The sequence below is a fragment of the Xanthobacter oligotrophicus genome (assembly GCF_008364685.1).
Lineage (GTDB): Bacteria > Pseudomonadota > Alphaproteobacteria > Rhizobiales > Xanthobacteraceae > Xanthobacter > Xanthobacter oligotrophicus.
Genome location: NZ_VTTL01000007.1, coordinates 61,086 through 85,907 on the forward strand (window position 1 = coordinate 61,086; position 24,822 = coordinate 85,907).

Annotated in this window: 26 protein-coding genes; 14 read left to right on the forward strand and 12 right to left on the reverse strand. The window is 66.0% G+C overall.

The window, feature by feature from the left end; genetic code table 11:
- Positions 1–197 precede the first annotated feature (197 nt).
- Positions 198–2,114, forward strand: coding sequence for a propionyl-CoA synthetase (locus FZ033_RS12790; RefSeq protein WP_149576521.1), 1,917 nt, complete (start codon positions 198–200; stop codon positions 2,112–2,114).
- Positions 2,115–2,236: 122 nt separating this feature from the next.
- Here FZ033_RS12790 and FZ033_RS12795 read toward each other — a convergent pair whose 3' ends face one another.
- Both FZ033_RS12795 and FZ033_RS12800 read right to left on the reverse strand, forming a co-directional pair.
- A complete protein-coding gene (locus FZ033_RS12795; protein ID WP_149576522.1) occupies positions 2,237–2,572 on the reverse strand; it encodes a hypothetical protein in 336 nt (111 codons plus the stop codon).
- 128 nt (positions 2,573–2,700) lie between these two features.
- On the reverse strand, positions 2,701–3,015 hold the full coding sequence (locus FZ033_RS12800) for a hypothetical protein (RefSeq protein ID WP_149576523.1): 315 nt from the start codon (positions 3,013–3,015) through the stop codon (positions 2,701–2,703).
- Between the two features lie 331 nt (positions 3,016–3,346).
- On the opposite strand from FZ033_RS12800, the gene FZ033_RS12805 reads away from it, so the two are divergent.
- The 3 genes from FZ033_RS12805 to FZ033_RS12815 all read left to right on the forward strand — a co-directional run bounded on the left by FZ033_RS12805 (position 3,347) and on the right by FZ033_RS12815 (position 6,089).
- Positions 3,347–4,120: an outer membrane protein gene (locus FZ033_RS12805; RefSeq protein ID WP_149576524.1), complete on the forward strand. Its 774-nt coding sequence runs from the start codon at positions 3,347–3,349 to the stop codon at positions 4,118–4,120.
- A gap of 265 nt (positions 4,121–4,385) precedes the next feature.
- The gene (locus tag FZ033_RS12810) at positions 4,386–5,303 is read left to right on the forward strand and encodes an MBL fold metallo-hydrolase (protein WP_149576525.1); all 918 of its coding nucleotides are present in this window, start codon (positions 4,386–4,388) and stop codon (positions 5,301–5,303) included.
- 27 nt (positions 5,304–5,330) lie between these two features.
- On the forward strand, positions 5,331–6,089 hold the full coding sequence (locus FZ033_RS12815; protein ID WP_149576526.1) for an SOS response-associated peptidase: 759 nt from the start codon (positions 5,331–5,333) through the stop codon (positions 6,087–6,089).
- 11 nt (positions 6,090–6,100) lie between these two features.
- Here FZ033_RS12815 and FZ033_RS12820 read toward each other — a convergent pair whose 3' ends face one another.
- Positions 6,101–6,880, reverse strand: a complete 780-nt coding sequence (locus tag FZ033_RS12820) for a DUF1499 domain-containing protein (RefSeq protein WP_149576527.1) — start codon at positions 6,878–6,880, stop codon at positions 6,101–6,103.
- Between the two features lie 94 nt (positions 6,881–6,974).
- Positions 6,975–7,709, reverse strand: a complete 735-nt coding sequence (locus tag FZ033_RS12825) for an HAD family hydrolase (protein ID WP_149576528.1) — start codon at positions 7,707–7,709, stop codon at positions 6,975–6,977.
- Positions 7,710–7,896: 187 nt separating this feature from the next.
- Here FZ033_RS12825 and FZ033_RS12830 point away from each other — a divergent pair, with 187 nt between their 5' ends.
- Entirely contained in the window at positions 7,897–8,982 is a 1,086-nt protein-coding gene (locus FZ033_RS12830) for an extensin-like domain-containing protein (RefSeq protein ID WP_188079464.1), read from the forward strand.
- Positions 8,983–9,117: 135 nt separating this feature from the next.
- Here FZ033_RS12830 and FZ033_RS12835 read toward each other — a convergent pair whose 3' ends face one another.
- A complete protein-coding gene (locus tag FZ033_RS12835; RefSeq protein ID WP_188079465.1) occupies positions 9,118–9,720 on the reverse strand; it encodes a L,D-transpeptidase in 603 nt (200 codons plus the stop codon).
- Positions 9,721–10,036: 316 nt separating this feature from the next.
- Between FZ033_RS12835 and FZ033_RS12840 the strand changes: the two genes are divergently transcribed.
- Positions 10,037–10,249, forward strand: a complete 213-nt coding sequence (locus tag FZ033_RS12840) for a hypothetical protein (RefSeq protein WP_149576530.1) — start codon at positions 10,037–10,039, stop codon at positions 10,247–10,249.
- Positions 10,250–10,355: 106 nt separating this feature from the next.
- The gene (locus tag FZ033_RS12845) at positions 10,356–11,330 is read left to right on the forward strand and encodes a magnesium transporter CorA family protein (RefSeq protein WP_149576531.1); all 975 of its coding nucleotides are present in this window, start codon (positions 10,356–10,358) and stop codon (positions 11,328–11,330) included.
- Between the two features lie 87 nt (positions 11,331–11,417).
- On the opposite strand, the gene FZ033_RS12850 is transcribed toward FZ033_RS12845, so the two are convergent.
- Positions 11,418–12,167: an SDR family NAD(P)-dependent oxidoreductase gene (locus tag FZ033_RS12850; RefSeq protein WP_149576532.1), complete on the reverse strand. Its 750-nt coding sequence runs from the start codon at positions 12,165–12,167 to the stop codon at positions 11,418–11,420.
- A 96-nt stretch (positions 12,168–12,263) separates the two neighbouring features.
- Entirely contained in the window at positions 12,264–12,905 is a 642-nt protein-coding gene (pdxH, locus tag FZ033_RS12855; RefSeq protein ID WP_188079466.1) for a pyridoxamine 5'-phosphate oxidase, read from the reverse strand.
- Between the two features lie 100 nt (positions 12,906–13,005).
- Here pdxH and FZ033_RS12860 point away from each other — a divergent pair, with 100 nt between their 5' ends.
- The 6 genes from FZ033_RS12860 to FZ033_RS12885 all read left to right on the forward strand — a co-directional run bounded on the left by FZ033_RS12860 (position 13,006) and on the right by FZ033_RS12885 (position 19,207).
- Positions 13,006–13,416 carry an RT0821/Lpp0805 family surface protein gene (locus tag FZ033_RS12860; protein WP_188079467.1) on the forward strand — a complete coding sequence of 137 codons (411 nt, stop codon included), beginning with the start codon at positions 13,006–13,008 and terminating at the stop codon, positions 13,414–13,416.
- Positions 13,417–13,539: 123 nt separating this feature from the next.
- A complete protein-coding gene (locus FZ033_RS12865; RefSeq protein ID WP_149576534.1) occupies positions 13,540–14,493 on the forward strand; it encodes a DnaJ C-terminal domain-containing protein in 954 nt (317 codons plus the stop codon).
- Between the two features lie 152 nt (positions 14,494–14,645).
- On the forward strand, positions 14,646–16,139 hold the full coding sequence (locus FZ033_RS12870; RefSeq protein ID WP_149576535.1) for a peptidoglycan-binding protein: 1,494 nt from the start codon (positions 14,646–14,648) through the stop codon (positions 16,137–16,139).
- A gap of 128 nt (positions 16,140–16,267) precedes the next feature.
- Positions 16,268–16,720 (forward strand): MaoC family dehydratase, encoded by a 453-nt coding sequence (locus FZ033_RS12875; protein WP_149576536.1) that lies wholly within the window; start codon positions 16,268–16,270, stop codon positions 16,718–16,720.
- A 42-nt stretch (positions 16,721–16,762) separates the two neighbouring features.
- Positions 16,763–18,253 carry a polyphosphate:AMP phosphotransferase gene (gene pap, locus FZ033_RS12880; RefSeq protein ID WP_149576537.1) on the forward strand — a complete coding sequence of 497 codons (1,491 nt, stop codon included), beginning with the start codon at positions 16,763–16,765 and terminating at the stop codon, positions 18,251–18,253.
- 147 nt (positions 18,254–18,400) lie between these two features.
- Positions 18,401–19,207: a MetQ/NlpA family ABC transporter substrate-binding protein gene (locus FZ033_RS12885; protein ID WP_149576538.1), complete on the forward strand. Its 807-nt coding sequence runs from the start codon at positions 18,401–18,403 to the stop codon at positions 19,205–19,207.
- A 46-nt stretch (positions 19,208–19,253) separates the two neighbouring features.
- On the opposite strand, the gene FZ033_RS12890 is transcribed toward FZ033_RS12885, so the two are convergent.
- Positions 19,254–20,240, reverse strand: coding sequence for an MBL fold metallo-hydrolase (locus FZ033_RS12890; protein ID WP_149576539.1), 987 nt, complete (start codon positions 20,238–20,240; stop codon positions 19,254–19,256).
- Positions 20,241–20,450: 210 nt separating this feature from the next.
- Here FZ033_RS12890 and FZ033_RS12895 point away from each other — a divergent pair, with 210 nt between their 5' ends.
- Positions 20,451–21,926 (forward strand): site-specific integrase, encoded by a 1,476-nt coding sequence (locus FZ033_RS12895; RefSeq protein ID WP_331251176.1) that lies wholly within the window; start codon positions 20,451–20,453, stop codon positions 21,924–21,926.
- A gap of 329 nt (positions 21,927–22,255) precedes the next feature.
- On the opposite strand, the gene FZ033_RS12900 is transcribed toward FZ033_RS12895, so the two are convergent.
- Genes FZ033_RS12900 through FZ033_RS12915 form a run of 4 tightly spaced genes read right to left on the reverse strand, consistent with a single transcriptional unit; the run spans position 22,256 to position 24,813 of the window.
- Positions 22,256–22,663, reverse strand: a complete 408-nt coding sequence (locus tag FZ033_RS12900) for a DUF6527 family protein (RefSeq protein ID WP_149576541.1) — start codon at positions 22,661–22,663, stop codon at positions 22,256–22,258.
- Positions 22,653–23,861, reverse strand: a complete 1,209-nt coding sequence (locus FZ033_RS12905) for a ThiF family adenylyltransferase (RefSeq protein WP_149576542.1) — start codon at positions 23,859–23,861, stop codon at positions 22,653–22,655. The genes FZ033_RS12900 and FZ033_RS12905 overlap by 11 nt, the downstream gene beginning before the upstream one ends.
- Entirely contained in the window at positions 23,836–24,552 is a 717-nt protein-coding gene (locus FZ033_RS12910) for a multiubiquitin domain-containing protein (protein WP_149576543.1), read from the reverse strand. Before FZ033_RS12910 ends, FZ033_RS12905 begins: the two co-directional genes overlap by 26 nt.
- A gap of 18 nt (positions 24,553–24,570) precedes the next feature.
- A complete protein-coding gene (locus FZ033_RS12915) occupies positions 24,571–24,813 on the reverse strand; it encodes a DUF2188 domain-containing protein (protein ID WP_149576544.1) in 243 nt (80 codons plus the stop codon).
- Positions 24,814–24,822: the final 9 nt, after the last annotated feature.

Sequence of the window (24,822 nt, forward strand, 5' to 3'; positions counted from 1 at the left end):
ACGAAAGTCTCACCGCGCTTCGCCAGATCGATCTTGCGGATGGCGAACTGCTGATCCGGGTCAATTTGTTGGACCAGCTGAACTGGGTGGTCCAAGGTTTTTCCCGACCAAGGTCTTACGCATTTGTGCGAACTTGCGTCGTGGATAGGCGACCGGCAGTAACCATCCCCAACAAGAGGGTCGAATGGGAGGCGTCCATGTCCGAGGTCGGAACGAGCGGATACGCTGAAACCTATGCCAGCTGGCGGGCGGATCCTTCCGCTTTCTGGGGCGCGGCGGCGCAATCCCTAGAATGGTCCAAGGCGCCGGAGAAGGTGTTCGATCCCGAGGCCGGTGTCTATGGCCGCTGGTTCCCCGACGCTGTCGGCAACATCTGCCACAACGCCCTCGATCGCCACGTGGCCGCCGGCCGTGGCGACCAGGCGGCGCTGATCTATGACAGCCCGGTCACCGGCGCCAAGCGCACCCTCACTTATGCGCAGATGCTGAAGGAGGTGAGCACGCTCGCTGCGGTGCTTCAGGACCTCGGCGTCGGCAAGGGCGACCGGGTGCTGATCTACATGCCCATGGTGCCCGAGGCCATCGGCGCCATGCTCGCTTGCGCCCGCATCGGCGCCATCCATTCGGTGGTGTTCGGCGGGTTCGCGGCGAAGGAGCTGGCCACCCGCATCGAGGATGCCGAGCCGAAGGTGATCCTCGCCGCCTCGTGCGGCATCGAGCCCAACCGCGTGGTGGCCTACAAGCCGCTCCTCGACCTTGCCATTTCCATGTCCGCGGTGAAGCCGCAGCGTTGCCTCGTGCTCCAGCGCCCCGAGGGGCCCGGCGCCCTGACCGAGGGTCGCGACCTCGACTGGGCGGCGGCCTGCGCGGCTGCGGCCGATGCCGGCAAGAGCGCGCCCTGCGCGGACATGGCGGCCACCGACCCGCTCTACATCCTCTACACTTCCGGGACCACGGGTAAGCCCAAGGGCGTCGTGCGCGACATCGGCGGCTACATGGTGGCGCTCGACTGGAGCATGAAGAACCTCTACGGCATCGCGCCCGGCGAGGTATTCTGGACCGCCTCCGACATCGGCTGGGTGGTGGGCCATTCCTACATCGTCTACGGCCCGCTGATCCACGGCGCGACCACCCTCGTCTATGAGGGCAAGCCGGTGGGCACGCCGGACCCAGGCGCGTTCTGGCGGGTGATCGAGGAGCACAAGGTGGTGGCGCTGTTCACCGCGCCCACAGCGCTCCGCGCCATCAAGAAGGAGGATCCCGATTGCCTCCTGAAGCAGGGCCGCGACCTCTCCCGCTTCCGCACCCTGTTCCTCGCTGGTGAGCGTGCCGATCCCGATACGGTGATCTGGGCGCAGCAGCAGCTACAGGTGCCGGTGGTGGATCACTGGTGGCAGACCGAGACCGGCTGGGCCATTGCCGCCAATCCGGTGGGCCTCGGCCTTTTGCCCACCAAGCTCGGCTCGCCCACCGTGCCCATGCCGGGCTATGACATCGCGATCGTGGACGAGGCTGCAAAGCCGGTGCCAGCGGGCACCATGGGCTCCATCGTGGTGAAGCTGCCGCTGCCGCCCGGCTGCCTGCCCACCCTGTGGCAGCAGGACGACCGCTTCGCCGAGGGCTACCTCGCCGACTATCCCGGCTACTACAAGACCTCCGATGCCGGCTTCCTGGACGAGGACGGCTATGTCTTCGTCATGGGCCGCACCGACGACATCATCAACGTCGCCGGCCACCGCCTGTCCACCGGCGGCATGGAAGAGGTTCTGGCCTCCCATCCGGACGTGGCCGAATGCGCGGTCATCGGCGTCAAGGACGAGCTGAAGGGCGAGGTGCCTTGCGGCTTCGTGGTGCTCAAGGCAGGCGAGCGCCGCGCGCCCGACGTGATCGAGAAGGAACTGGTGGGCCTCGTGCGCGACCGCATCGGCCCGGTGGCGGCGTTCAAGCTGGCGGTGACGGTGAACCGCCTGCCCAAGACGCGCTCGGGCAAGATCCTGCGCGGCACCATGAAGAAGATCGCCGATCACGACGAATGGTCGGTTCCGGCCACCATCGACGACGCCGGCGTGCTCGAGGAGATCGAGGACGTGCTGAAGGCGCGCGGCATCGCCTGAGATCGCACTGGAGGTGAGCCTGGACGCAGCAGCCGTGTGCCTGCGTCCAGGCGCTCAAACACCCATGCGGAAAATGCGATCCGGCAAACACCGCCGATAGGTTGCCGGGGCCCCGTCAGCCGTCATCGGCTGTAGCTGCCCCCGCGAAACGGCTCGAAGCAGCTGTAGCCGATGAAGCACTGGGGGTTGTCCTTCGTCGGCACCCATTCCGGCCTGGTGTCCTGGTCGTAGAGGCAGAAGCTCCGGTCGCGCACATAGCGATCGTAGAGCGTGCGGGAGGTGGCCAACACGGCCGAGCCCCGCGTGTTGATGAGCGCGGCCGCCTGCGCGCACGTCATGGTGATGCTCGGGGTCTGGGCGACGGCGCGGTCGGTGCCGGCCACCAGCGCGAGGCCCGCGAGAAGCCCGGGACCAGCCGCCAGCGCGAACGTGCCGAGGGCAAGGGGCAATCTTCTCATCTTCGACCTTTCCGTTCGGAACGTCCGTCAGGCTGACGCCCTACAGCTGGTGCGGGCCGGTCCGACTCTCAAGGGCACTGTGCCTGCGGAGCGAATCTTGGCCTGCGGAGCGAATCTTGCGGCGAGCCTCACCGGCCCACGCCGTTGTCGCGGCTCGGCACGTAGCACGTATAGCCGACGAAACACTGTGGATTATCCCGCGTCTTCACCCACTCCGCCTTGAGCTGCTCGGCGCCTGAGCAGAAGCGAATCTGGCTGACATAGCGGTCGTAGATGTTAGGACCGGTGCCGAGCACGATGGCTCCGCTCTTCGTTACCAAGTCGGCGGCGTCCTGGCAGGACAGGGCAAGGGTGTCCGGGCGCGCCTGAGCCTCGACAGGTCCCGCCGCGAGAGTGGCGAGGAGGAGCGCGGCCGCCAGTTGGGGGACTCGGGAAAGTTGCATCGCAAGGCTCCTCTTCAGGGACAGCGCCAGCTCGAATCGTAGTCTCTTCCCCCTCGCCTGAACGGGGGCTGAAGATATTGTGTTTACGTTCTTTTTACCGCTTGAGCATGGAACCGGCGCCGTGGCGCGCGGAAAGCCCCGCAAAGCGCGCTAAAGGGCGGTAACCCAATATGATTTGGGCAATTGGTTGTGCTGATTTGGGTCCGGTGTGGCAGGAATGTAACGGCATTCGGAGCGGGCGTCTGCTAGATAGGTGCCACTGGACGCAGCGACTCGTGTCTCACGTCTGTAACGAAACTAATTTGCGTAACACCCAACAAGGGGGTTGGTCATGAAGAAGTTCCTTCTCGCCACTGTCGCGCTGGCGGCGCTTTCGGCTCCGGCCATGGCTGCTGACCTGGCGACGAAGTATCCCGTCAAGGCGGTTGCCGTCGTGCCGGTGTTCTCCTGGACCGGCTTCTACATCGGCGCCAACGCCGGTTACGGCGGTGACAAGTTCACCTTCGACGAGGCCAAGCTTGACAACTATGCCTCTTCCAGCCCGCTGGATAAGACGCTTTCTGACTCGATCAATTCTTCCGGCTTCTTCGTCGGCGGTCAGATCGGCTACAACTACCAGTTCGCCAACAATGTGGTGATCGGTGTTGAGACCGACCTGCAGTGGTCGAACATCGAGGGCACCCACGATTGGTCTTCCGCGACCGCTTGGGGCACTCTCCGCAGCGGCACCCTCGGCGCCAGCGTCGATTACTTCGGCACCATCCGCGCCCGTCTCGGTTACGCCTTCGATCGGTTCCTGCCCTACATCACCGGCGGTGCGGCGTACGGCAAGACCGCTCTGAACATCGGTGAGGTGGTTAGCTACTCCAACGGCTATACCGAAGGCTTCGCCGCTTCCGGCTCGGCCACCAACTGGGGTTGGACCGTCGGTGCCGGCGTTGAGTACGCCATCACCAACAACTGGACGTTCAAGACCGAGTATCTGTACGTCGATCTCGGCAGCACCGACTACACGTACTTCACTGCCGACACCAACCACTATTACACCGGCACTGTGGACACCAAGTTCCACACCCTCAAGGCCGGTGTGAACTACAAGTTCTGATCGAAGCTTCGCTTCGTCGGGAAAGCCCGCTGCTTCGGCAGCGGGCTTTTTTATTGCGTGAACGACCCCCTCCGCCCCCTGCGGCCCGTTTCCTCGCGTGTTCAGAGGCCCCAACGGCGACATCCGCAGGCTTGCCCGGGCAGACGCCCTCTTGAGTTTGAGCGCGGATTCCCCGATCAGCTTGGATCAGACCCGATCATGTCCGGCTCGGAACACCTGAGCTTTGAGACATGATCATGAGGTCCGACGTCATGAGGCTTGCGCCATGAGTGAGGACATCGCCTTCAACCGCGCGTTCGACGCGCCGCCCGGCCGGGTGGATGAGGTGTCCCCCCTGGTGCGCCGGATCGTGGCGCCCAATCCTTCCCCCTTTACCTTTACCGGTACGTGCTCCTACATCATCGGACGCGGGCAGGTGGCGATCCTCGATCCCGGCCCGGACCATCCCGCCCATGTGGCAGCCCTGCTGGATGCCGTGCGCAATGAGACGGTGACGCACGTCTTCGTGACCCACACCCATCGCGACCACTCTCCGGCCGTACGCGCGGTGGTGGCCGCGACCGGGGCGGTGACCTTGGGGGAGGGGCCCCATCGTGCCGCCCGCCCCCTCGCCATCGGCGAGGTCAACCCCCTCGATGCCAGCGCCGACACCGACTTCTCTCCCGATATCCGCCTTGGGGAGGGCGACACCATCGCGGGGCCGGGCTGGACCCTGACGGCCGTTGAGACCCCCGGGCATTGTGCCAACCACCTCGCCTTCGCCCTGAAGGAAGACGACCTGCTCTTCTCCGGCGACCATGTGATGGCCTGGGCCACCTCCATTGTCGCGCCGCCGGACGGCTCCATGGGCGACTATATCCGCTCCCTCGAAAAGCTCGGGCTGAGGGAGGAGCGCATCTATCTCCCCGGCCACGGCGGGCCGGTGACGGACGCGCCCGATTTCGTGCGGGCCTATCTGACCCACCGCATGTCCCGTGAAGCTGCGATTCTGCGCGCCCTCGACCGGGACGTGGAAACCATCCCCGACCTCGTGCGGGGCATCTATATCGGTCTCGATCCACGGCTGGTGGGCGCGGCGTCCCTCACCGTGCTGGCGCACCTGGAGCACCTGGTGTCGAGCGGCCGCGTGGTGACGGATAGCCCGGTTGCCGCCATCACCGGGCGATTCCGGCGTGCGGCCTGAAGCCCAGCGATCCGGGACCTGCGCCTGATGTGCGGGCGGTTCGTCCAGCAGATGCCGCCGGTGCGCGCCGGCGAGCTGTTCGACGTGGACCCGGCGCTGGCGGCTTTGCCCAATGCGCCGCCGCGCTACAATGCGGCGCCGACGCAGGATCTCATGGTGGTCCGCCGCGATCCGCAAACGGGTGCGCGCCACCTCTCGCTGCTGAAGTGGGGGCTGGTGCCGTCCTTCGCCAAGGACGCGTCGGGCGGTGCCCGCCTCATCAACGCCCGCTCGGAGACGGCATCCGAAAAGCTATCCTTCCGCGCCGCGTGGCGCGCCCGGCGCCGCTGCATCGTGCCGGCGGACGGCTTCTATGAATGGGCGCGCGCACCCGGACGCCGCCAGCCCTTCTTCATCCGCCGCGCCGATGGTCGCCCCCTGGCGCTCGCGGGATTGTGGGAGGGCTGGAGGGATCCGGCGACCGGCCAGTGGCTTCGCACCTTCACCATCCTGACCACGGCCGCTGATCCCAAGCTCCGCCCGCTGCACGAGCGGATGCCGGTGATACTGCCCGAAGCGGACATCGCCGCCTTCCTGGAGGCGGAGGATCCACGCGGCCTCATGCGGTCGTTCCCGGGCGCCGATCTCGACCTGAGGCCGGTCTCGGATCGCGTCAATGCGGTGCGCAACGACGATCCGGAGCTCATAGCGCCGCTGCCGGCCGAGGCGGCGGCCTCAGCCGTGGCGCTGCTCTCCGCCGGAGCGGATGCCGACACTCGCGGCTTCGGCGCCCCTGAGATCTCCTAATCCGCCCGGCCCTAGCGGCGGCGGCGCTCGGCAGCAAGGTCCGCCATCAGCGCCTCCACGCGCTCGGAATTGGTGCCGAGATCATGGGAGCCGTAGCGGGAGGCGGAGCGCACATCCACCCGCGCGCCTTTCGCGGTTGGGCGGATGCGGATGGAGACGTTGGAGCGGAAGCCCATGATCGGCGACACCGCCACCGCCTCGATCTGCCCGTCGCGCCGGGTTCCGCGAGGCGGGACGGCGTCGAGGATGGTCCAGTGGCGCTTCTGCACCAGGGCGAGCACGGTGTTGAAGGCCTCTTCCGGCGTCGCGGTGAGATCCACCGGCTTGATGCCGGGATAGGCCATGCGCTGGACCGCGGCATTGTCGATGCCGCCATAGGTCAGCGTGTTGGCCTCGCGTGGAGAGGCGAGGGCGAGGGAACGGAACCGCGGCGGATCGGCCGCGTCGGTGGAGATGTCGGTGAGGGGCGGCAGCATCATGCCGCGCGCCAGCACGGCGGCGGGGCCGGCCAGCACCAATACCGCGATGCCCACCGCCGCCATGGCCCGGCCGATGCCCAGCCAGCCGGTTTCCCAGGTGATGAAAAAGGCCACAGTGCCGAGAATGCCGGCGATCGCCGCAAGGCCAAGCCCGGTGGCGAGTGTTACCAGCGCCGGCTGGAAATCGAGAAATCCGGCGCGGTAGAGCAGCGCGGCGAGCGCCACCACCGGCAGCGAGAACAAGGCGAGCCGGAAGCTCCACCGCGCCAGCGGGGAGAAGCGTTCTTCCGTGTAAAGCCTGCGTCTGATCATTCCATCCGTCCGCTTGCGGGCGACCGCATGATTAGAGCATTTTCGAGCGAAGTGGACCCCGGTTCGCGCGAAGAAAATGCGTCGGCTCTCAACTTCAGACCGCGTTTTCCGGCGCTGGGGAAGAGGGTTCCATGGCCAGAAGGCGGGGCAGATCGTCGATGCTGTCCACCACCAGGTCGGCCTCGGGCAAAAGGTCGTCGATGGGCGCGGGGCCGGAACGTACGGCGATGAAACGGGCTCCGGCGCCGCGGGCGGCAGCGAGGTCATGGGCGCTGTCGCCGATCACCGCCATGGCGTGGGGCGCAAGGCCGAAGCGCGCGCCGAAGGCCGTAACCATCCCCGGCCCGGGCTTGGAGCCGAAACCGGAATCATAGCCGTGCACTGCCGCCAGCAGCGGCAGGATGCCGAGGGCGTCGGCCTGCTTGCGGGCGCTTTCCTCGGCGTCATTGGTGACAATGCCGAGGGTGAAGCCGGCGCTCTTGAGGTGGGCAAGCGTCGCACGGGGCTGGCCGATAGGGGTGAGGAAGGCAAGGCCCTCGCGGGCGAACAGGTCGTCGATCTCGGCGAGGAAGTCGGGCGTGGCCGGCCGGCCGAGCGCGTCCGCCCAGAGCGGTCCGTAATGGGCCGACGATCCTGAGACCAAAGGCGAGGTGTGCAGGAAACGCCCTTCCGCCGGCAGGTAGTGGCTCACCTGCTGAAGGCGGGCCAGCGCGGCGGCGTCGCCCCCCGCCAGGGCGCGCATGGCCGCCCCACAGGCGGGACCCCAGGTTCGGTCGAAATGGACGAGGGTGCCGTCCTTGTCGAACAGCAGGGCGGAAACATCGCGCATGGGCAGGTCCGGGCGAGGCGGCCAAAGGCACGCCGGGAGGAAAATGGTACCAAGCCGGCCGTATCGACCGGGCGGTTCGGCTTCTCTACTATCACGCATCATGCACTCGCGACGATCTGCGCCGCCCGGCGTCCGCCTTTCCGCCCCGCCGGCCGCCGCCGCGTCGGATTCTGCCCGGACCGTATGGATGCGGATCGCCCGGTCGGGCGTATCCTGCCTCGTGCTCGCCGCTAGCGGACCTGCCCTCGGGGCGACGGCGCCGCTGCCGCCGAAGAAACCGCAGGGGCTGTCCGTGTCGGTGCCGGCGCCCACCGCCGTGCGGCGTCCGCTCGTGCGTGCCGCGCCACTGCCGCCGCCGCGCCCGGCCGAGCTGGATGCCGAGGAGGAGGAAGCGCCGGAACCGGCTGCCGAGCCCCGGCTCGCTGCGCGGACGGTTGGCCCGCAGGAGGGATCGGAGGCCGCAGGGCAGGGGTTCGCGCCCGGCGCGGTCCCGCTGCCGCCAACCCGCCCGGATGCACAGGCGCCGGCCGGGGATGACGCCGCCGGCACGCCGGCGCCGCCCTCTGGCGCGCGGGAGATGCCGGCGGCGTGCGCGGCCCTGATCGAGGAGGGCACCATGGTCGCTACCCTGGAGGCGCCGATCGCGCCTGCGGGCGGCTGCGGCCTTGCCCAGCCGGTGCGCCTGACCGGCGTGCGCCTCCAGGACGGCCGCCTCGTCGCCTTCAAGCCCGCCGCCGTAACCCGATGCGAGGTGGCCGCCGCCGTGGCCGACTGGCTGCGCGAGGATCTGGCTCCGGCGGTTGCCGCGCTGGGATCGCAGGTTGCGTCCGTCACGGTGGCTGCCTCCTATGACTGCCGCTCGCGCAATCGCATCGCCGGTGCGCGCATGAGCGAGCATGGCCTTGGCAATGCGCTGGACGTGGGCGGCTTCGAGCTGGCCGACGCCCGCGTGGTGAAGGTGGAGAAGGGCGGGCTGCCGCAGCGCCTGCGCGCCGCCATGAAGGAGAGCGCCTGCCGTCGCTTCACCACCGTGCTCGGCCCCGGATCGGACGGCTATCACGAGGACCATATCCACGTGGACCTCGCCCAGCGCCGCCTTGGCATTCGCCTGTGCCGCTGGAACCTCGATGCGGGCACGGTGGTCGCGAAGAAGGACAAGCCGAAGCCGAAAGATGCGGCCCCGGCGCCGGCGTCCTCTGGCGGGTCCGACAAGGACGGTCCGGCGGCAGATGCCGAGGCCGACGCCGCGGCGGAGAAGCCGAACGGGAAATAGAGCCCCGTCCGCCGGAACGGCGCCGCCGGCTCAGGCGAAGCTGGTGGATCAGAGGCACAAACGAAAAAGGGCGCGGATGAACCGCGCCCTTCGTCAAACCATCACTGTCGCCCGGTCAGGCGCCATGCCGTCCGATCAGAGAACCACCACTTCGGTGCCGGTCGGCACGCGGCTGTAGAGGTCGATCACGTCCTCGTTCAGCATGCGAATGCAGCCGGAGGAAATGGCCTGCCCGAGATATTCAGGCTGGTTGGTGCCGTGAATGCGGAACAGCGTGTCCTGGCTACCCTGGTAGAGGTAGAGTGCCCGCGCGCCCATGGGGTTGTGCGGACCGGGGCCCACATAGGAAGGCAGGCCGGCGATGCGCTGGTGAATTTCCGGCGTGGGGGTCCAGCTCGGCCATTCCGTCTTGCGGCCGACCTTCGCCTGGCCGCGGAAGGCGAGGCTTTCCTCGCCCACGGTAACACCGTAGCGGATCGCCTTGCCGTTTCCTTCAACGTAGTAAAGGAACTTGTTCGGCGTATCGACGACTATGGTGCCTGGCTTCTTGTTCGTCGGATACTCGACGATATGCCGTGCGAAGTCTCCGCTCGGCTTCACGTTGGGATACGGCTTGTTCGCGAGAAGCTGCTTGTCCCGCGCCGTCTGCGCCGATTCAGGTGCCGGCGCATAGGTTTCCGACATGCAACCGCTGAGCATCAAGCCCGTCAGCAGTGCTCCGACCACCCGCCACATCATGTTCGCCTCGTTTTACTCGCCTTGCTGCGCAAGGAGGAATCGATCCCACTCCGATTGAATTAACCCAATGTCCGCCATGCTTGAAGAGTTCTGCGCGTGCCCCTGCCTGCTTGTGCGAAAGCGTTGCAGAAATGCCGCACAACCTGCCGTTTCGTCACCGCCCTTTGGAGTTTCTCAAGGAATTGGGCGCGTACTCCTCACATGACCTCGGAGAAGTCGCATCGGTTGCACAGTTTTGACGCAGTCGAACGCCATTTCTGAAGCGGTCACGCGAAGGTGCCGCAACGTCAAAAGTCGCACCGTACAGGAGTAGGACATGTCTACCGCACAGCCGTCGCAGGGGCTCAGCACCCGGGTGGAATCGGATCTGAAGCGTATGGCGCAGAACCAGCAGTGGCGGGAAATCGGGATTTCGGCCGTCGCCGCGGCCGCCCAGCAGACGAGCGAGAAGCGCGTCGCCGAGGCCAAGGCCGCTGGTGAACCGAACCGGATCGTGACCCTCAGGGACATCGACTTCCTCGCGGCCTGAGGATAGCTGATCGCCCACGGACCCGGCGCGGGGGCCGGGCCACGGCGGCAGTTCCTTCGGCGTTCCGTCGGAGCTACAACAGCCGGCGAATCCGGGGACATGCCGCATGCTCATTGCATATGTGTTCAGCGATGGGGGCCTGAAGGGCAGCCCCGTCGCCGAAGGGCCGATCCCGGCCGAGACGGTATGGCTCGACCTGATCTCGCCGACCGAAGCCGATGATACGCTGGCTGAAGCCTTCGCCGGCATCTCCGTGCCCACCCGCGAGGAGATGGGAGAGATCGAGCAGTCGAGCCGCCTCTATATAGACGGCGAGGCAAGATACATGACGGCCTCGCTCCTGTGCGGGGCCGACACGCCGACACCGGTCATGCTGGCGGTCACCTTCATCGTGAGCCGCGGTCGCCTGATCACGGTGCGCTACGGCGAGCCCCGCGCCTTTCCCTCCGTTTCCGGGCGCCTGTCCAAATCCTGCCCCTCCGGCATTACCGGCGAAATCGTCCTCATCGACCTGCTCGAGGCGATCGTGGACCGCGCCGCCGACGTGCTGGAACAGATCGGCGCCGACGTGGAGCGCATCTCCAAGCGGATCTTCGAGCGCGACCAGGGGGGCGAGAACGCCAACCAGCGCTATCGCGCCATCCTCTCCCACATCGGCCGCAAGGAAGGCCTCGTCTCCTACGCCCGCGAGAGCCTGGCCTCGCTGCAGCGGCTTTTGTCCTTCCTCGGGACGGAGACCGAAGGGGCGGCGGTGAGCAAGGATTCCAAGGCCTCCGTCAAGTCCATGAGCCGGGACGTGTCGGGCCTGTCCGACTATGCCGCCTTCATCGGCGACAAGCTGCAGTTCCTGCTCGATGCCACCATCGGCCTCGTCAGCCTCGAGCAGAACAACATCATCAAGATCTTCGCGGTGCTCTCGGTGGTGCTGATGCCGCCGACCCTGATCGCGTCCATCTACGGCATGAACTTCCACAACATGCCGGAGCTCGACTTTGCCTACGGCTATCCGCTGGCGCTGTGCGGCATGGTGGTGTCGGGCATCCTGCCCTACGTCTTCTTCAAGTGGCGCCGCTGGCTCTGAACCCAAGCCCGCGCGGCGCCTGAGCGAAGGCCACTATCAAGCCCGCGCGGCGCTTGACCGAAGGCGCCTCAAGATCCCGCGCCAGCGTCACACATGCTGGCCGCCGTTGATGTGGATCTCCGCCCCGTTGAGGTAGGACGAGGTATCCGTGCACAGCACGTAGATGATCTTCGCCACCTCATCGGGCGTGCCGAGCCGCTGCATGGGGATCTGCTCGACGATTCTGTCGGTGCCCGGCGAGAGGATGGCGGTGTCGATCTCCCCCGGCGCGATGGAGTTGACGCGGATGCCGCGCCGGCCGAAGTCGGACGCCATCTCCCGCGTCAGCGAGGCCAGCGCCGCCTTTGAGGTGGCATAGGCTGCCCCCGCGAAGGGATGCACCCGCGAGCCGGCGATGGAGGTGACGTTCACCACCGAGCCCTGCGCCTTCTCCAATTCCGCTGAAAGCCCCCGCGCCAGCATGATGGGGGCGAAGAAATTCACCTGGAACACGTCCACCCAGGTCTCAAGGTCAGTGTCCAGGGTGCCGAGCCGGGAGCCGCCCTCGCCCTTGGGGGAGATGGCGGCATTGTTGACGAGGGCGTCCAGCCGGCCGTCCGGCAGGCGGCGCTTCACCTCGGCGATGGCGGCCTTGGTGCTGGCGGGGCTGGAGAGGTCCACCTGGATGTGGTCCTCCGGCCCGGCGCCCCACGGGCATTTATCCGGAAACGCATGGCGCGAGCAGGAGATGACGCGCCAGCCGGCAGCGGAGAAGCGCTTCACCGTCGCATGGCCGATGCCGCGCGAGGCTCCGGTGAGGAGCATGATGCGGGGCGTGGCTTCGGGTTCGGCGGTCATGACAAGGGTCCCGGGCCGGCATTCAGGGCTGAAGCATGTCGGCCCGACATGCAGCACCCTCTCGCTGCAAGGTCAAGGAAGCGAGGGCGGGGTCCCTCAGGGGAAGAGCCGCGTCCTGGACCAGTCGGCGCCTTCCCCCTCGCGGCGGAACACCACCCGGTCGTGCAGCCGGAACGGGCGGTCGTGCCAGAATTCGAGGGCCACCGGCAGCACGCGGAAGCCGGTCCAGTGGGGCGGGCGCGGCACGGTGCCGAGGGCGTATTTCGCGGTCGCCGCCGCTACGGCGCCTTCCAGCGCGAACCGGCCCTCCAGCGGGCGCGACTGGCTGGAGGCCCAGGCACCGATCTGCGACAGGCGGGGGCGGGTGGCGAAATAGGCGTCGGCCTCCTCCGCTGTCACCTGTTCCACCGGCCCGCGCACCCGCACCTGCCGGCGCAGCGATTTCCAGTGGAAAACCAGCGCGGCCTTGGGGGTCTGCGCCAGCTCTCGGCCCTTGGCGCTCTCGGTGTTGGTGAAGAAGACGAAGCCGCGGGCGTCGAGCCCTTTCAGCAGCACCATGCGGGCGTCCGGCAGGCCGTCGGGATCGACGGTGGCGAGCGTCATGGCGTTGGGATCGTTGGGCTCGCTCTTCTCGGCCTCGGCGAGCCATTGGGCAAACAGCCGGAACGGCTCGGAGACTTCCGTAAAATCACCGGATGTTAAGGGGTTGTGGGCTTCCATGCCTGTGCTCGAAGTCATGTGGGAGCCCCTCGTGCCTCGCCTCTTGCGCGCCGTCCCCGTGGCCGGCTGCCGTTCCTTATATAGAAGCGTGATCCGCCGGCGCGAAGCGCTCTGTCGCATGGCGGCCGCGGGGCTCGTCGTCACGGGGCTCGGCGGTTGTTCCACCGTCAACGTGTCGCCGGACGATGCCATCGTCACCGGCTCCATCCGGGCGACGCCGGCCTCCCTGCCGGTACCGGACGGCCATGCCCCCACCGGCGTTTCGGCCAGCGACTGGGTTCAGGCCAAGATCGCCCTCGACCAGGCCTTGGCGGCGCGCAGCAAGGACGTTTCCATCCCCTGGGACAATCCGGAGACCGGCTCCCGCGGCACGGCGACGCCGGTCGGGGCGGTCCGCGCCGGCGGCTGCCGCGATTTCATGATCTCGCTGGTGGATGGCAAGACCGCGGACCGCTGGATCCAGGGCGAGGTCTGCAAGGCCCGCGCAGGAACCGTCCTGTCGCAGGTCCGGGTGCTCGGGCAGGCCTGAGGCAAGGCAGAGATGCGAAAAGCTGAGCCACCGGCCAGCGCGGCCGTTGCATTTTTCGCACCGCGAACCACATCCTGAGGTGCGGCTGGCCGCCTGAGTGCCGGCCGGCGAGGTGATTGACCCATGCGTGATCCTTACGACGTCCTCGGCGTCTCCAAGACCGCCGACGAGGCCGAGATCAAGCGCGCCTATCGCAAGCTTGCGAAGAAGCTGCATCCCGACGCCAATGCGTCCGATCCCAAGGCGCAGGACCGCTTTGCGGAACTGAATACCGCGCATGAAATCCTTGAGGACAAGGAGAAGCGTGGCCAGTACGACCGCGGCGAGATCGACGCCGAGGGCAAGCCGAAAGCCCCCGAATTCACCGGATTTCGCGGCGGCGGACAGCGGCGCGGTCCCGGCGGCTTCTCGGGCTACGACGGCGACACGATTTTCGAGAGCTTCTCCTTCGGTCAGGAAGGCGCGCGCCGCTCGTCCGGGCGCGGCGGCGGTGGCGGCTTCGAGGACATCGGCGATATTTTCGGCTTCGGCCGCCAGCGCCGCTCCGCCGGCGGCGGCTTCGCGCCCCAGCCCGGCGCGGACATGGAAATAACGCTCCCGGTCTCCTTCGAGGAGGCGGCCGAGGGGGCGTCCAAGCGTGTCGGCCTGCCCAACGGCAAGCAGATCGACATCAAGATCGCTCCCGGCACCCGCGAGGGGCATCGCATGCGCCTGAAGGGCCAGGGTGAGCCCAGCGCCATGGGCGGCCCGTCGGGCGATGCCTATGTCACCATCTCCTACGCCCCCCATCCGATCTTCGAGCGGGACGGCGACGACCTGCGCCAGAACGTGGACGTGGAACTCGCCGATGCGGTGCTGGGGGCCAAGGTTCGGGTGCCGACCCTCAAGGGGGCGGTGGAGCTGGCCATTCCCGCCTGGACCTCCGGCGGGCGCACCTTCCGCCTGCGCGGCAAGGGCCTGCCCACGGCGAGCGGCGGCCACGGCGATCTCCTGGTGCGCACCAACCTGATCCTGCCCAAGGAGAAGGACGGCGAGCTGGAAGCCCTCATGAAGAAGCTGCGCGAACAGGCGGACTGATCGCGGCGGCCGGTACTTCATCGGCCGTAAATGCCGCGCCTGAACGCTGGCCCGCGCTTCGCGTCGGGCTCTACCGTGTTTGGGGGATGCCCGGCCGGTGCGTCGGGGCCATGATCCACGGGTTGCAACCTGGGTTCCTCAGGAGGCGATCCATGGCAAAGCCCATCTTGGACGACCAGCTCGCCGCCGAATATGCGGCCCTGTTCGCGTCCCTCGTCATCCGGCCCGAGCGCCGCGACGAGGTCCAGCGCGTCGCCGACCGCCTCCTGCGCCCGGCCAACCGCAAGCAGTACGAGACGGTGGAGGCCGCCACCTCCGTGCCCTGGTTCGTGGTGGCGATCATCCACAATCTTGAGGCTGATATGGCCTTCTCGGCCCACCTGCACAACGGTGATCCGCTGACGGCCCGCACGGTGCATGAGCCGGCCGGGATGCCGAAGAAGGCCCCCGCCAGCGGCGGCGCCTACAGCTGGGTCGAGAGCGCCATCGATGCCCTGGCCTATGACGGGCTCGACACCTGGACGAAGTGGACCGTTCCCGGCATCGCCTACGCGCTGGAGCGCTACAACGGCTTCGGCTACCGCACCCGCTTTCCGTTCGTCAAAAGCCCCTACCTCTGGGGCTTCAGCAATGTCTACACGCGCGGCAAGTTCATCCGCGACGGCGTGTTTTCCCCCGATGCGGTGAGCCAGCAGTGCGGGGGCATGACACTTTTGTCGGCCCTCATGGACGAGGACGACATCGCCCAGCGCCTCGGCTTCCAGCCACCGCCGGACAGCGACGAGGTGGCCAAGCCGACGCCCTTCCTGCCCGTGGACGGCAGCGTGGTGGAGTTTCCGGACAATCCGCCAGCGTTCCCGGGCAAGTACCTGATGGAGAAGACCGGCGACAAGGTCTCCGTCAGCCGCCTGCAGAAGCGCCTCGCCGACATGGGCGCCTCGCCGGGAGCGCCGACCGGTGTCTTCGACACCCCCACCAAATACGCGGTCCAGCTCTTCCAGGCGCGCTCCGTGGACCTCGACGGCGCGCCGCTGGAGATCGACGGCATCGTCGGCCCCATGACCTGGGGCGCGCTGTTCGGCCCCCTCTCCATCGAGAGCGAGTGGGTGAAGCCGCGCGTGGTCATCAAGAAGGCGGAGCGCACGCTCGCGTCCGCCGTGCTCGACGTGGCGTCGGAGCAGATCGGCGTCCGGGAGATCCCGCCCAACAGCAATTGCGGCGCGCAGGTGGAGGCCTTCCTTGCGAGCGTCGATCTCGACCGGGGCAATCCCTGGTGCATGTCGTTCGTCTATTGGTGCTTCGCGCAGGCAGCCGGCACCCTCGGCGTGCCCAACCGGGTGCCGCGGACCGGGCTGGTGCGCGGGGCCTGGACCAAGGCCCAGACGCTGACTACAGGCGTGCGCGTGGTGACGGCGCGGGATGCGCAGGTCGATCCCTCGCTGGTGGTGCCGGGCATGGTGTTCTTCCTCGGCTTCTCGGGCGGTACGGGCCATGCCGGCATCGTTGCCGACAATATCAACGGCAAGCTCGTGACCATCGAGGGCAACACCAACCAGGATGGGGTGCGGGACGGCGGCGGTGTCTTCCGCCGCGTCGGCCGCAAGGTGACGGACCCGACGGTGCTCGGCTTCGCCGCCTTCGGCTGAGGGCGTCGGCGCGGCAGGCCTGCCGCGGATGGATAAAGGCGGGGCATGCCTCACCCCTTTGGCCGACTTTCCACGCGTCCCGGCGCGCTCTAAAGTCCGCGCCCGAAAAAGGACAAGGAAGCGCGCCCATGTTTCTCGAGCTGCAGAACCTCTATTTCGAAGACCTGACCCTTGGCCGCATCGAGCGCATGTCCAAGACCGTGTCGTCCTCGGACATCGTCGGTTTCGCCGAGCTGACGGGTGACCGCAACCCCATCCACCTCTCCCAGCATTTCGCCGCGAAGACCCCCTTCGGCGGCCGCATTGCCCACGGCCTCTATACGGCGAGCCTGATCTCCGCCGTGCTCGGCACCCGCCTGCCGGGTCCCGGCGCCATCTACATCTCCCAGACCCTCAACTTCCGTGCCCCGGTGCGCATCGACGACACGGTGGACGTGGAGGTGAAGGTGGTGGAGCTGATCCCCGAGCGGCACCGCGCGCGGCTGTCCTGCATCTGCAGCGTGAAGGGCGAGGTGGTGCTCGACGGCGAGGCGCTGGTGAAGGTGCCGTCCTCCGGCGTGCAGAAGGTTGCGTCGGCCTGAGGTGTCGGCCACGCTGCCCTTCCTGTGTGCAGGGAGGACGGCATGTTCGAATCGGCCACGTTTGAGCATCGGCTGGACAAGGCCGCCTTCAAGGCGCTGGAACCCAGCCTGCGCGAAGACCTCCTCAACGCCCAGTTCGCCCTCATCGAGGCGAAGCGGCGCAGCCTGATCGTGCTGATCCACGGTCCGGACGGCGCCGGCAAGGGCGCGGTGCTCAACCGGCTCTACAGCTGGCTGGATGTGCGCAAGGTGCAGACGCTCACCTTCGAGATGCCCTGCGCCGAAGAAGACCGCCCGCCCATGTGGAAGTATTGGCGCGAGCTGCCGCCGTTCGGCCAGATTGGCGTCATGCTCGGCTCCTGGTACCACGCGCCGTTGTGCAAACGCGCGCTGGGCACCATGGGGCGGGCCGATTTCATGGCCTCCCTCGACGAGATGGAGCGCTTCGAGAGCATGCTCCACGCCGAGGGCGTGAGTCTGCTGAAGATCTGGCTCTATCTGGACGGGGACGAGGCCCGGCGCCGGCTCAAGGCCTTGAGCAAGGGTGACTACCAGCGACCCATCGTGCGCGAATGGGCCGAGATCGAGGGTGCCGCCGCCCGCAAGCGGCTGCACCTGGCGTCCGAGGAGGCCGCCCGCGCCACCTCCACGGAAATCGCGCCCTGGCACGTGGTGCCGGCCGCCGACACCGAATATTGCGACGCCATGGTCGGCAGCCTGCTGCTGGAGAAGCTGCGCGCCATGGCGGCGGAGCCGGAGCCCGCGCCTCTGCCCCTGCCGCCCAATCCCACCCACGTGCCGAGCCTGCTGCCCCCCTTCTCCATCCTCTCCACCCTCGACATGTCGCGCAGCCTGCCGGAGGCGGAGTATGATCGGGAGCTGGCCCATGCCCAGAGCCGCATCACCCGCCTCACCAACAGTCTGGCCTTCGCCCGCTCGGGGCTGGTGATCGCGTTCGAGGGCTCGGATGCTGCGGGCAAGAGTTCCACCATCATGCGCTTGCGCCGGGCGCTGGATCCGCGGCGCTTCCGCGTCCACCCCATCGCCGCGCCCACCGACGAGGAGCGGGCGCGGCCCTATCTGTGGCGGTTCTGGCGGCACATTCCCACTCACGGGCGCACCGCGATCTTCGACCGCTCCTGGTACGGCCGGGTGCTGGTGGAACGCGTCGAGGGCCTGTGCGGACCGGACGACTGGGGCAGGGCCTATGGGGAGATCAACGATTTCGAGGTCCAGCTCAACCGCGCCGGCTATGTGGTGGTGAAGTTCTGGCTCGCCATCAGCCAGGATGAGCAGGCCCGCCGCTTCGAGGAGCGCGAAAAGATCGCCTACAAGCGCTTCAAGCTGACCCCGGAAGACTGGCGCAACCGCGAGAAATGGCCGCTCTACGAGGCGGCGGTGACGGAGATGGTGGACCGCACGTCTACCCGCGAGGCGCCATGGACGCTGGTGGAGGCGGAGGACAAGCACTTCGCTCGCGTGAAGGTGCTGAAAACCATCGCCGACCGGCTGGAGGCGGCGCTGGGGGCCTGAGTGGGGCTGGTGTGGCACCCGCTCGGTCGTTGCGTGGTGGAATGGCCCCGACCAGACCTGGGGCGGGGGAGAGGGCGTCTGGGCGCTTGAATATGATTAAATCAATTGATTTAATCATATTCAATTCAGCGTCAGCGGAGCCGTTCCATGTCCTTGCCCATCACGCCTCGTTCCCTGCTGCGGGGTGCCGCCCTGGCCGCCGCGCTCTGCCTTGTCGGCACCAGCTTCGCGCAGGCGGAGACCATCCGCGTCGGCGTCACGGCCGGCCCCCATGCGGAGGTGCTCGACGTGGTGAAGAAGGTGGCGGCCGGGCAGGGGCTCGACATCAAGGTGGTGGAGTTCACCGACTATGTCGTGCCCAACCAGGCGCTCGCCAACAAGGAACTGGAGGCCAATTCCTTCCAGCACGAGCCCTATCTGAAGAACCAGGTGGCCAAGACCGGCTGGAAGATCGTGAAGGTGGCGCAGACCATCGCTTCGCCTCAGGGCATTTATTCCATCAAGTACAAGTCGTTCGACGAGGTGCCCGCAGGCGCCACCATCGCGATCCAGAACGATCCCAGCAATGCGGCGCGCTCGCTGCAGATCCTCGCGCACTACGGGCTGATCAAGCTGAAGCCGGATGCCGGCATCACTGCCACCGAGCTGGACATCATCGAGAATCCAAAGAAGTTCAAGTTCATCCAGCTCGATGCCGCCCAGCTTCCCCGGGCCCTGCCGGACGTGGATGCGGCCTCGATCAACAACAATTATGCGGTCCAGGCTGGCCTCAACCCGGCCAAGGACGCCCTTATCCGCGAGCCGGTGGACGGGCCCTGGGTGAATATCCTGGCCGTGCGCGAGGAGGACAAGGACAAGCCCTGGGTGAAGCAGCTCATCGCCGCCTATCATTCCGATGCGGTGAAAGCCTTCCTCGCCGAACGCTTCAAGGGCTCGTATCTGCCGACCTGGTAAGAGCCACCTTGAGAGGGCACTTGGTGAGGACACTTGGTGAGCGACCTCAGCTGCGCCAGACCTCGCCGGGATGGAACGGCAGGAACCGCTCCGCCGCGATGCCCGCGGCCCGCAGCGCCTCGGCGAGGGCGTGCTTCGGTGCGTCCTGGGCCTCGTCGGTCAGGCGGAAGGTGCCCCAGTGGATCCCGAGGCCCTGTTCCGCACCGGTATCCTCCAGGATGCGCACGGCCTCTTCCGGATTGGTGTGCTGGGGCGCCATGAACCAGCGTGGCTCGTAGGCGCCGATTGGGATGAACGCGAGGCGCGGCGGCCCGAAGGCGTGGCGCACCGCGCGGAAGATTTCGCCGGTGCCATAGCCGGTATCGCCGGCGAAATAGATCACGCCTTCCGGCGTCGCCAGCACGAACCCTCCCCACAGGGCGAAGCGGCGATCCTTCAGGCTGCGTGCCGACCAGTGGTTGGCGGGATGGATGACCGCGTCCACGTCCGCGCTCAACGCGAAGCGATCCCCCCAGTCGCCCGTCGCCACGGCCAGGTCCGGCAGCTTGCGGCGGATGACGGCGTCGTTGCCGAGGGGGGCGACAAGGCGGGGCCGGTGCGCCTGCGCCAGCCGGCCGAGGGTCGGCAGGTCGAGATGGTCGTAATGGTTGTGGCTGAGCAGGATCACATGGATCTGCGGCAGCGCCTCAAACAGGATGCCCGGCGGGTTGAACCGCTTCGGCCCGACGAAGGCCAGCGGGCTCGCGCGCTCCGACCAGACCGGATCGGTGAGGATGTTGAGGCCCGCCACCTGGATCAGCACGCTCGCATGCCCCACCATGCTCACCCGGATGCCGGAGGTGACCTCGGCCGGCGGCGTGTCGGTGGCCGTGGGCAGGGCCGGCACGGACGGCCACGCGCCGCGGTCCGTGCCCCGCCTGCGCCAGCGCATCAGGTCGCGCGCGGTCTTGTCGGTGGAGGGGTGATCGGGATTGAAGAAGCGCGTCCCGTCGAAATGGTCCGAGGGCGCGCCCTGATGGTAGGGGCGGGGCATGGCTGCTTATACCAGCGCGCGTCGATAAGGTCCCGGTCCACCCGCCACTGGACCTCCTGCCGCCGCACCGGCAGGTCCGCAGATGGCTGGGGCGCCTGGATCCCCAGCCGAGGCGTCGTGTTGTCGTTTTGGATCAATGAGATCAGTTGGTTATGCCGCATCGATGTACTAGAACGATGTACTAGAACGAGGAAAGGTGGGCGGTATCCAATGGCGCCAAGGGCGAATTGGCTGAAGCGTAGGGCGAACGTCTGGTGGTTTCAGATAGCGGTCCCCGTGACGGTGCAGCCCGCTGTCGGGAAGAAGATGGTTGCCGAGAACCTGAAGACAGCCGACCGGCGTCTGGCCCAGCATCTGGCGCTTGAGAAGGCGGCCTATTGGAAGCGACAGTTCGATCTGCTCCGGGTGTCGGAGGTGGAGACACAGCCTCCCCATGTCGTCTTTGAGGAGGTGGTCCAGCGCATCAACTGGCTGAGGCAGAAATTCCGCGATCCCGACGATCTGGACCAACAGCTCGACCTCCTCTGGGATGGCTATGCCGATCCCGAGGCGCGCCGTCTTGGCGTGGGCGAACTGAGCGAGACCGATCCCGCGGAGGTCCATCCCGAGGTGGCGGCTGCGCTGGAAGCGATCAAGGCCGCGCGAGCGGGCGAGGTGGAGGCGCCTGCCGAGTTTCGCGCGCCGTTCTCTGATCTTTCCGCACGCTACATCGCCGACATACAGCGGGACACGGCGAACCGTCGCACCATGCAAACCATCTCACAGATGGAAGCCGTCTTTCGACTGTTTCGGGACCACATCGGCGACAAGCCCCTCGCCACCGTGAAGGGCAAGGTGGTCGCCGCCTTCTTCGATAAAGTGAAGCGGCTTGACCCGAACTGGGGTCGGTCGCCGGATACGAAGGGGCGCACCCTCGATCAGTTACTCGCCTCCTATGCGAAGGCGGGTGGCAAGGTGCTCAGCAGCCGGACGCTGAACCGCTACGTCTCTTCGCTGAACGGGCTGTGGGATTGGGCGGACAGCAGAGGTGAAGTGTCGGGCAAAAACCCCTTCTCCGGCCACTGGACCAAGGTGAAAACGCGGAGAAATGCTCATGCCCCTTGGACAGACGAGGCGCTGAAGTTGGTGCTGAGATTCCAGTCGAGCCCTGGGAGCGAGGGCAAGCCAAACCCTCTGTACTGGCTCCCCCGCATCGCCCTGCTGTCAGGGATGCGCCTGAACGAGATTTGCTCGCTGGAATGGGCGGACGTGCAGACGGCGGAGGGCGTGACCTATTTCGACATCCCCGAGGGCAAGACGGAAAGCAGCGTTCGTGTCGTGCCCGTCCACAGCGCCTTGGCCCCCTTCCTCGACCTGTGCCCCCGATCCGGCTTCCTGTTCCCCAACTTGGTACCGGGCGGCCCCGACAAGAAGCGAGGTTGGAACATCGGCAAGAAGCTTGGGCGGGTCACGCTCGCTGCGGTTAAGGCCGGTTCACTGACGGCCGAACAGCGCTCCACCTTCCACGGCTTCCGCAAGAATGTCGCCCAGGCATTCGAACGCCACCGCATCGCCGAGACGGAGGCGGCCCAGATCATCGGCCATAAGAAGCCCGGTATGACCTACGGGGTGTATTCGCCGATCGGACTTAGGATCGAGCAGAAGCAAGGGTTGGTGGAGTTGCTGGGATTGCCGGGGGAGGGGTGAACGTCGGTGGCGCGCCAGAAGCGGTCATCCGAACCCACGCCCTCCAGCAGAGTGGCCTCAGGGGGATAGTCGCTTCGTCACTTTCTTTCTCGGTGGATCCGAGGGCGATCGACGTCGGCACAGCCCCATTTCGCCTTTGCGCTGAACGCGAACCCGGTTGCACCGGAACACCGAGTTTCTGCGAGGTATCCCGTCCAGCAGGCGCGGATGGCACAATCGAGAACCGTCGTGGTCTGAGGTGTCGGCAGTGCGTCAATTGCCGCGATAGGGACCGGGCCGAAGAATGGGCAATGGTGCCTGCTCGGACCCGATCACGGCGTCCTACGGGGCTAACGGCCAAACAATCTCTTGAGCCAGTTCCAGAAACGATAAAGCCAACCGTCCTTGGCGTACATAGCATCGTAATGCGCTTTGCGGCGCGATTCTTCAGCCTGCCGACCGGCCATGATTTGCTCATGCGTCCAGGTACCACACCATATAATCTCGCCGCGGTCGATGATGTAATGCGACTTGCAGGCTTGCTGCCAATTGCCAACAGAAGGCCACAGGCTTGGACCACTGGCGGTCTCCTTCAAGCTCCACTCCGTCTGCCCGAGCGGCGTGCGGATCTTCGCGCCGCAGCCGCATGCGCAGAGATGCGCCACCGCGCCATATTTTTCGGAGACGTAGAGAACCCCAGGCTCAAGCTGCTTGGGCATAAACTCGACGCGCTGAAGGGTGATGTGCTCAAGCTTCATGGAGTTCTGATCGCGTTGCTATTTTGCCGTCGGCGAGATCGAACAGCACATGGAAGTCCGGAGTGTGCTCGACGTAGAAGCCTTTCAAGCGCTTAAACTTCATGACTGCAATCGCAGCGTTCAAGGCGTTCAACTCGCTGATCTGGATGTTCACGCGGTACTCTTCATTCGGTCGGTCGCTCAGCTCAGCGAGTTCCATCGCCCTCACCGCAGACGCGGTCTCGGGCGCGTAATAGGTCGCCCGCATCATGCCGGAGAGCGCACCGTGTTTGCGGTTTAGCCCCATGCCTACGTCGATGAACGGAACGCCGAGCCCGATCAACAAGTCGAAGATGCCTGCGCGTGAGCTGCCCTTGTCCACACAGACGAAGGCGAAGGTGACTCCCTCGAAGTCGTCGGCGCAGGACGCATCGATGAACTTGGCCTCCAGCTTCAGGCCGTGACGAAGATTGTCATACCGGGCCTGGTACATCTTGGCCTTCGACAGGTTGAACTCATCATGCTCGAACCGTCCCGGCGAGCGAAATACGTTGTGAACGTGAAACGGATCGAGGTCGAATCCACGGATCTCTTTGACAGGCGTCTTGGCCAGAAAGTCGAGCGTGTAAGCTCCGGTACCCCCCAGACCGATGATGGCCACAACCTCATTGTGAAACTTCGCGGACAAGCCGGTGATTTCCGCTCGGCTTGTCATGGTGTCGTGGATCTTAAATATGGCGTCCTCGGCCGTCTTCTCGACAGTCCGGTACGTCAGCGGCTCCTTCCGGCCTGTGTACATCGCCATCGCAGGACCAGAGATTATACCGACGTAGCTCTCGATCTTGTCGAAGAAATTATCAAACCCGACAAGTTGACCGTTCACGCGTGGCTTGTTTGAGAAGCTGCGCCGCACGACCACATCAGATGCCTCGGCACTCAGCGTCAAAGTAGTTGGCCCTCCCGCGAGATTGCCGATCTGACTGCCATCCATATTATAGGGGTGCGAGCCCGCGAAGAAGATCTGATGATCCTCCTGGCAGACATGCTCATTGTCGGTGAACACCAACTTGGTGACGATTGCACCAACTTGGTACGCACCGTTCACATCGAGATAGGGGACATCGCGAACGATCAGATACTCGCTATCGAAACCGACCGCGTACCCCTTCTCGACAAGACGACGGATATCGTCGTTATGACTGACCAGTTTCTGAAACACTGAAGATCATCCCGTCTTTGACATGCACCGACTCGCCCTTGGCCAGAACGCCGTCTGGCCGATTGTTGGGGCCGTTTGTGTATTTCACCGAATATGTGATTTCCGGATGTTGGGCGTAGTCTGGCACCTCCAACGTGACGACTTGGTCATAGCTGATCTTGTTCTTCGTCCAGCTATGCGGCGAGCCCTCGACGATAATGGTCAAGGTCGCTTTGGCCGGACGTGTCTTGAACTTTTCGACACCGTCACCGGCCAGACGCACATCGTGGTCATCGCTAATGACCTTGTCGGGCTGCTCTTCGCGTTCCAGCAGCAGCTCTGTATCGGCGTTGTCCTTGCCGACCAGTTGCTTGATGTAGCGACCCTTCAGAGTCTTGAGCGGCCAGACCATGCTCAGGCCATCGACGAAAAAGCGGTACGTGCCATCACTCCGGATCACGAAGAAGCGATCCGCCTTCTTCAAATCGGCAATCTCGGTCGGGCGCAACTCCTCCAGCTCAAGATTGGCGAGTTGGTGAAGCACCACGAACTCGGTGACGGGATGCGCTCCGAATGCTTCCGCGATCTGTCCACCCGTAACCTTGCGGTCATCGAAGGGAAAGGTACGGAAGTTGAACGACTCGTCGGCAATATGCGCCGCGGTCTGGTCCTGATTGGCGGAGATCGGCTCCGGCGCGTCAGCTATGCTCATCGTAAAATCTCCTTTTCCTTAGTGCTTTTTGTCGCGCGGCGGATTGGGATCGTTCCCCGGCGCAACCGTGTCTGAGTCGCGCCATTTCCCATCGCGGCCTTGAATGCGTACTTCACCGCCGCCAAGGCCACGAACTGTGCTCTTGGCCTGCTGCTCGGCGCTGCTCTGCTTGCGATGGACGCTTTCCGGTGCAGCCACTCCGCCCTTCTTCACCGCCCAGTCGTTGCCGTGGCGAACCACGAATCTGTCGTTCTTAGCCATTCCGGCTTC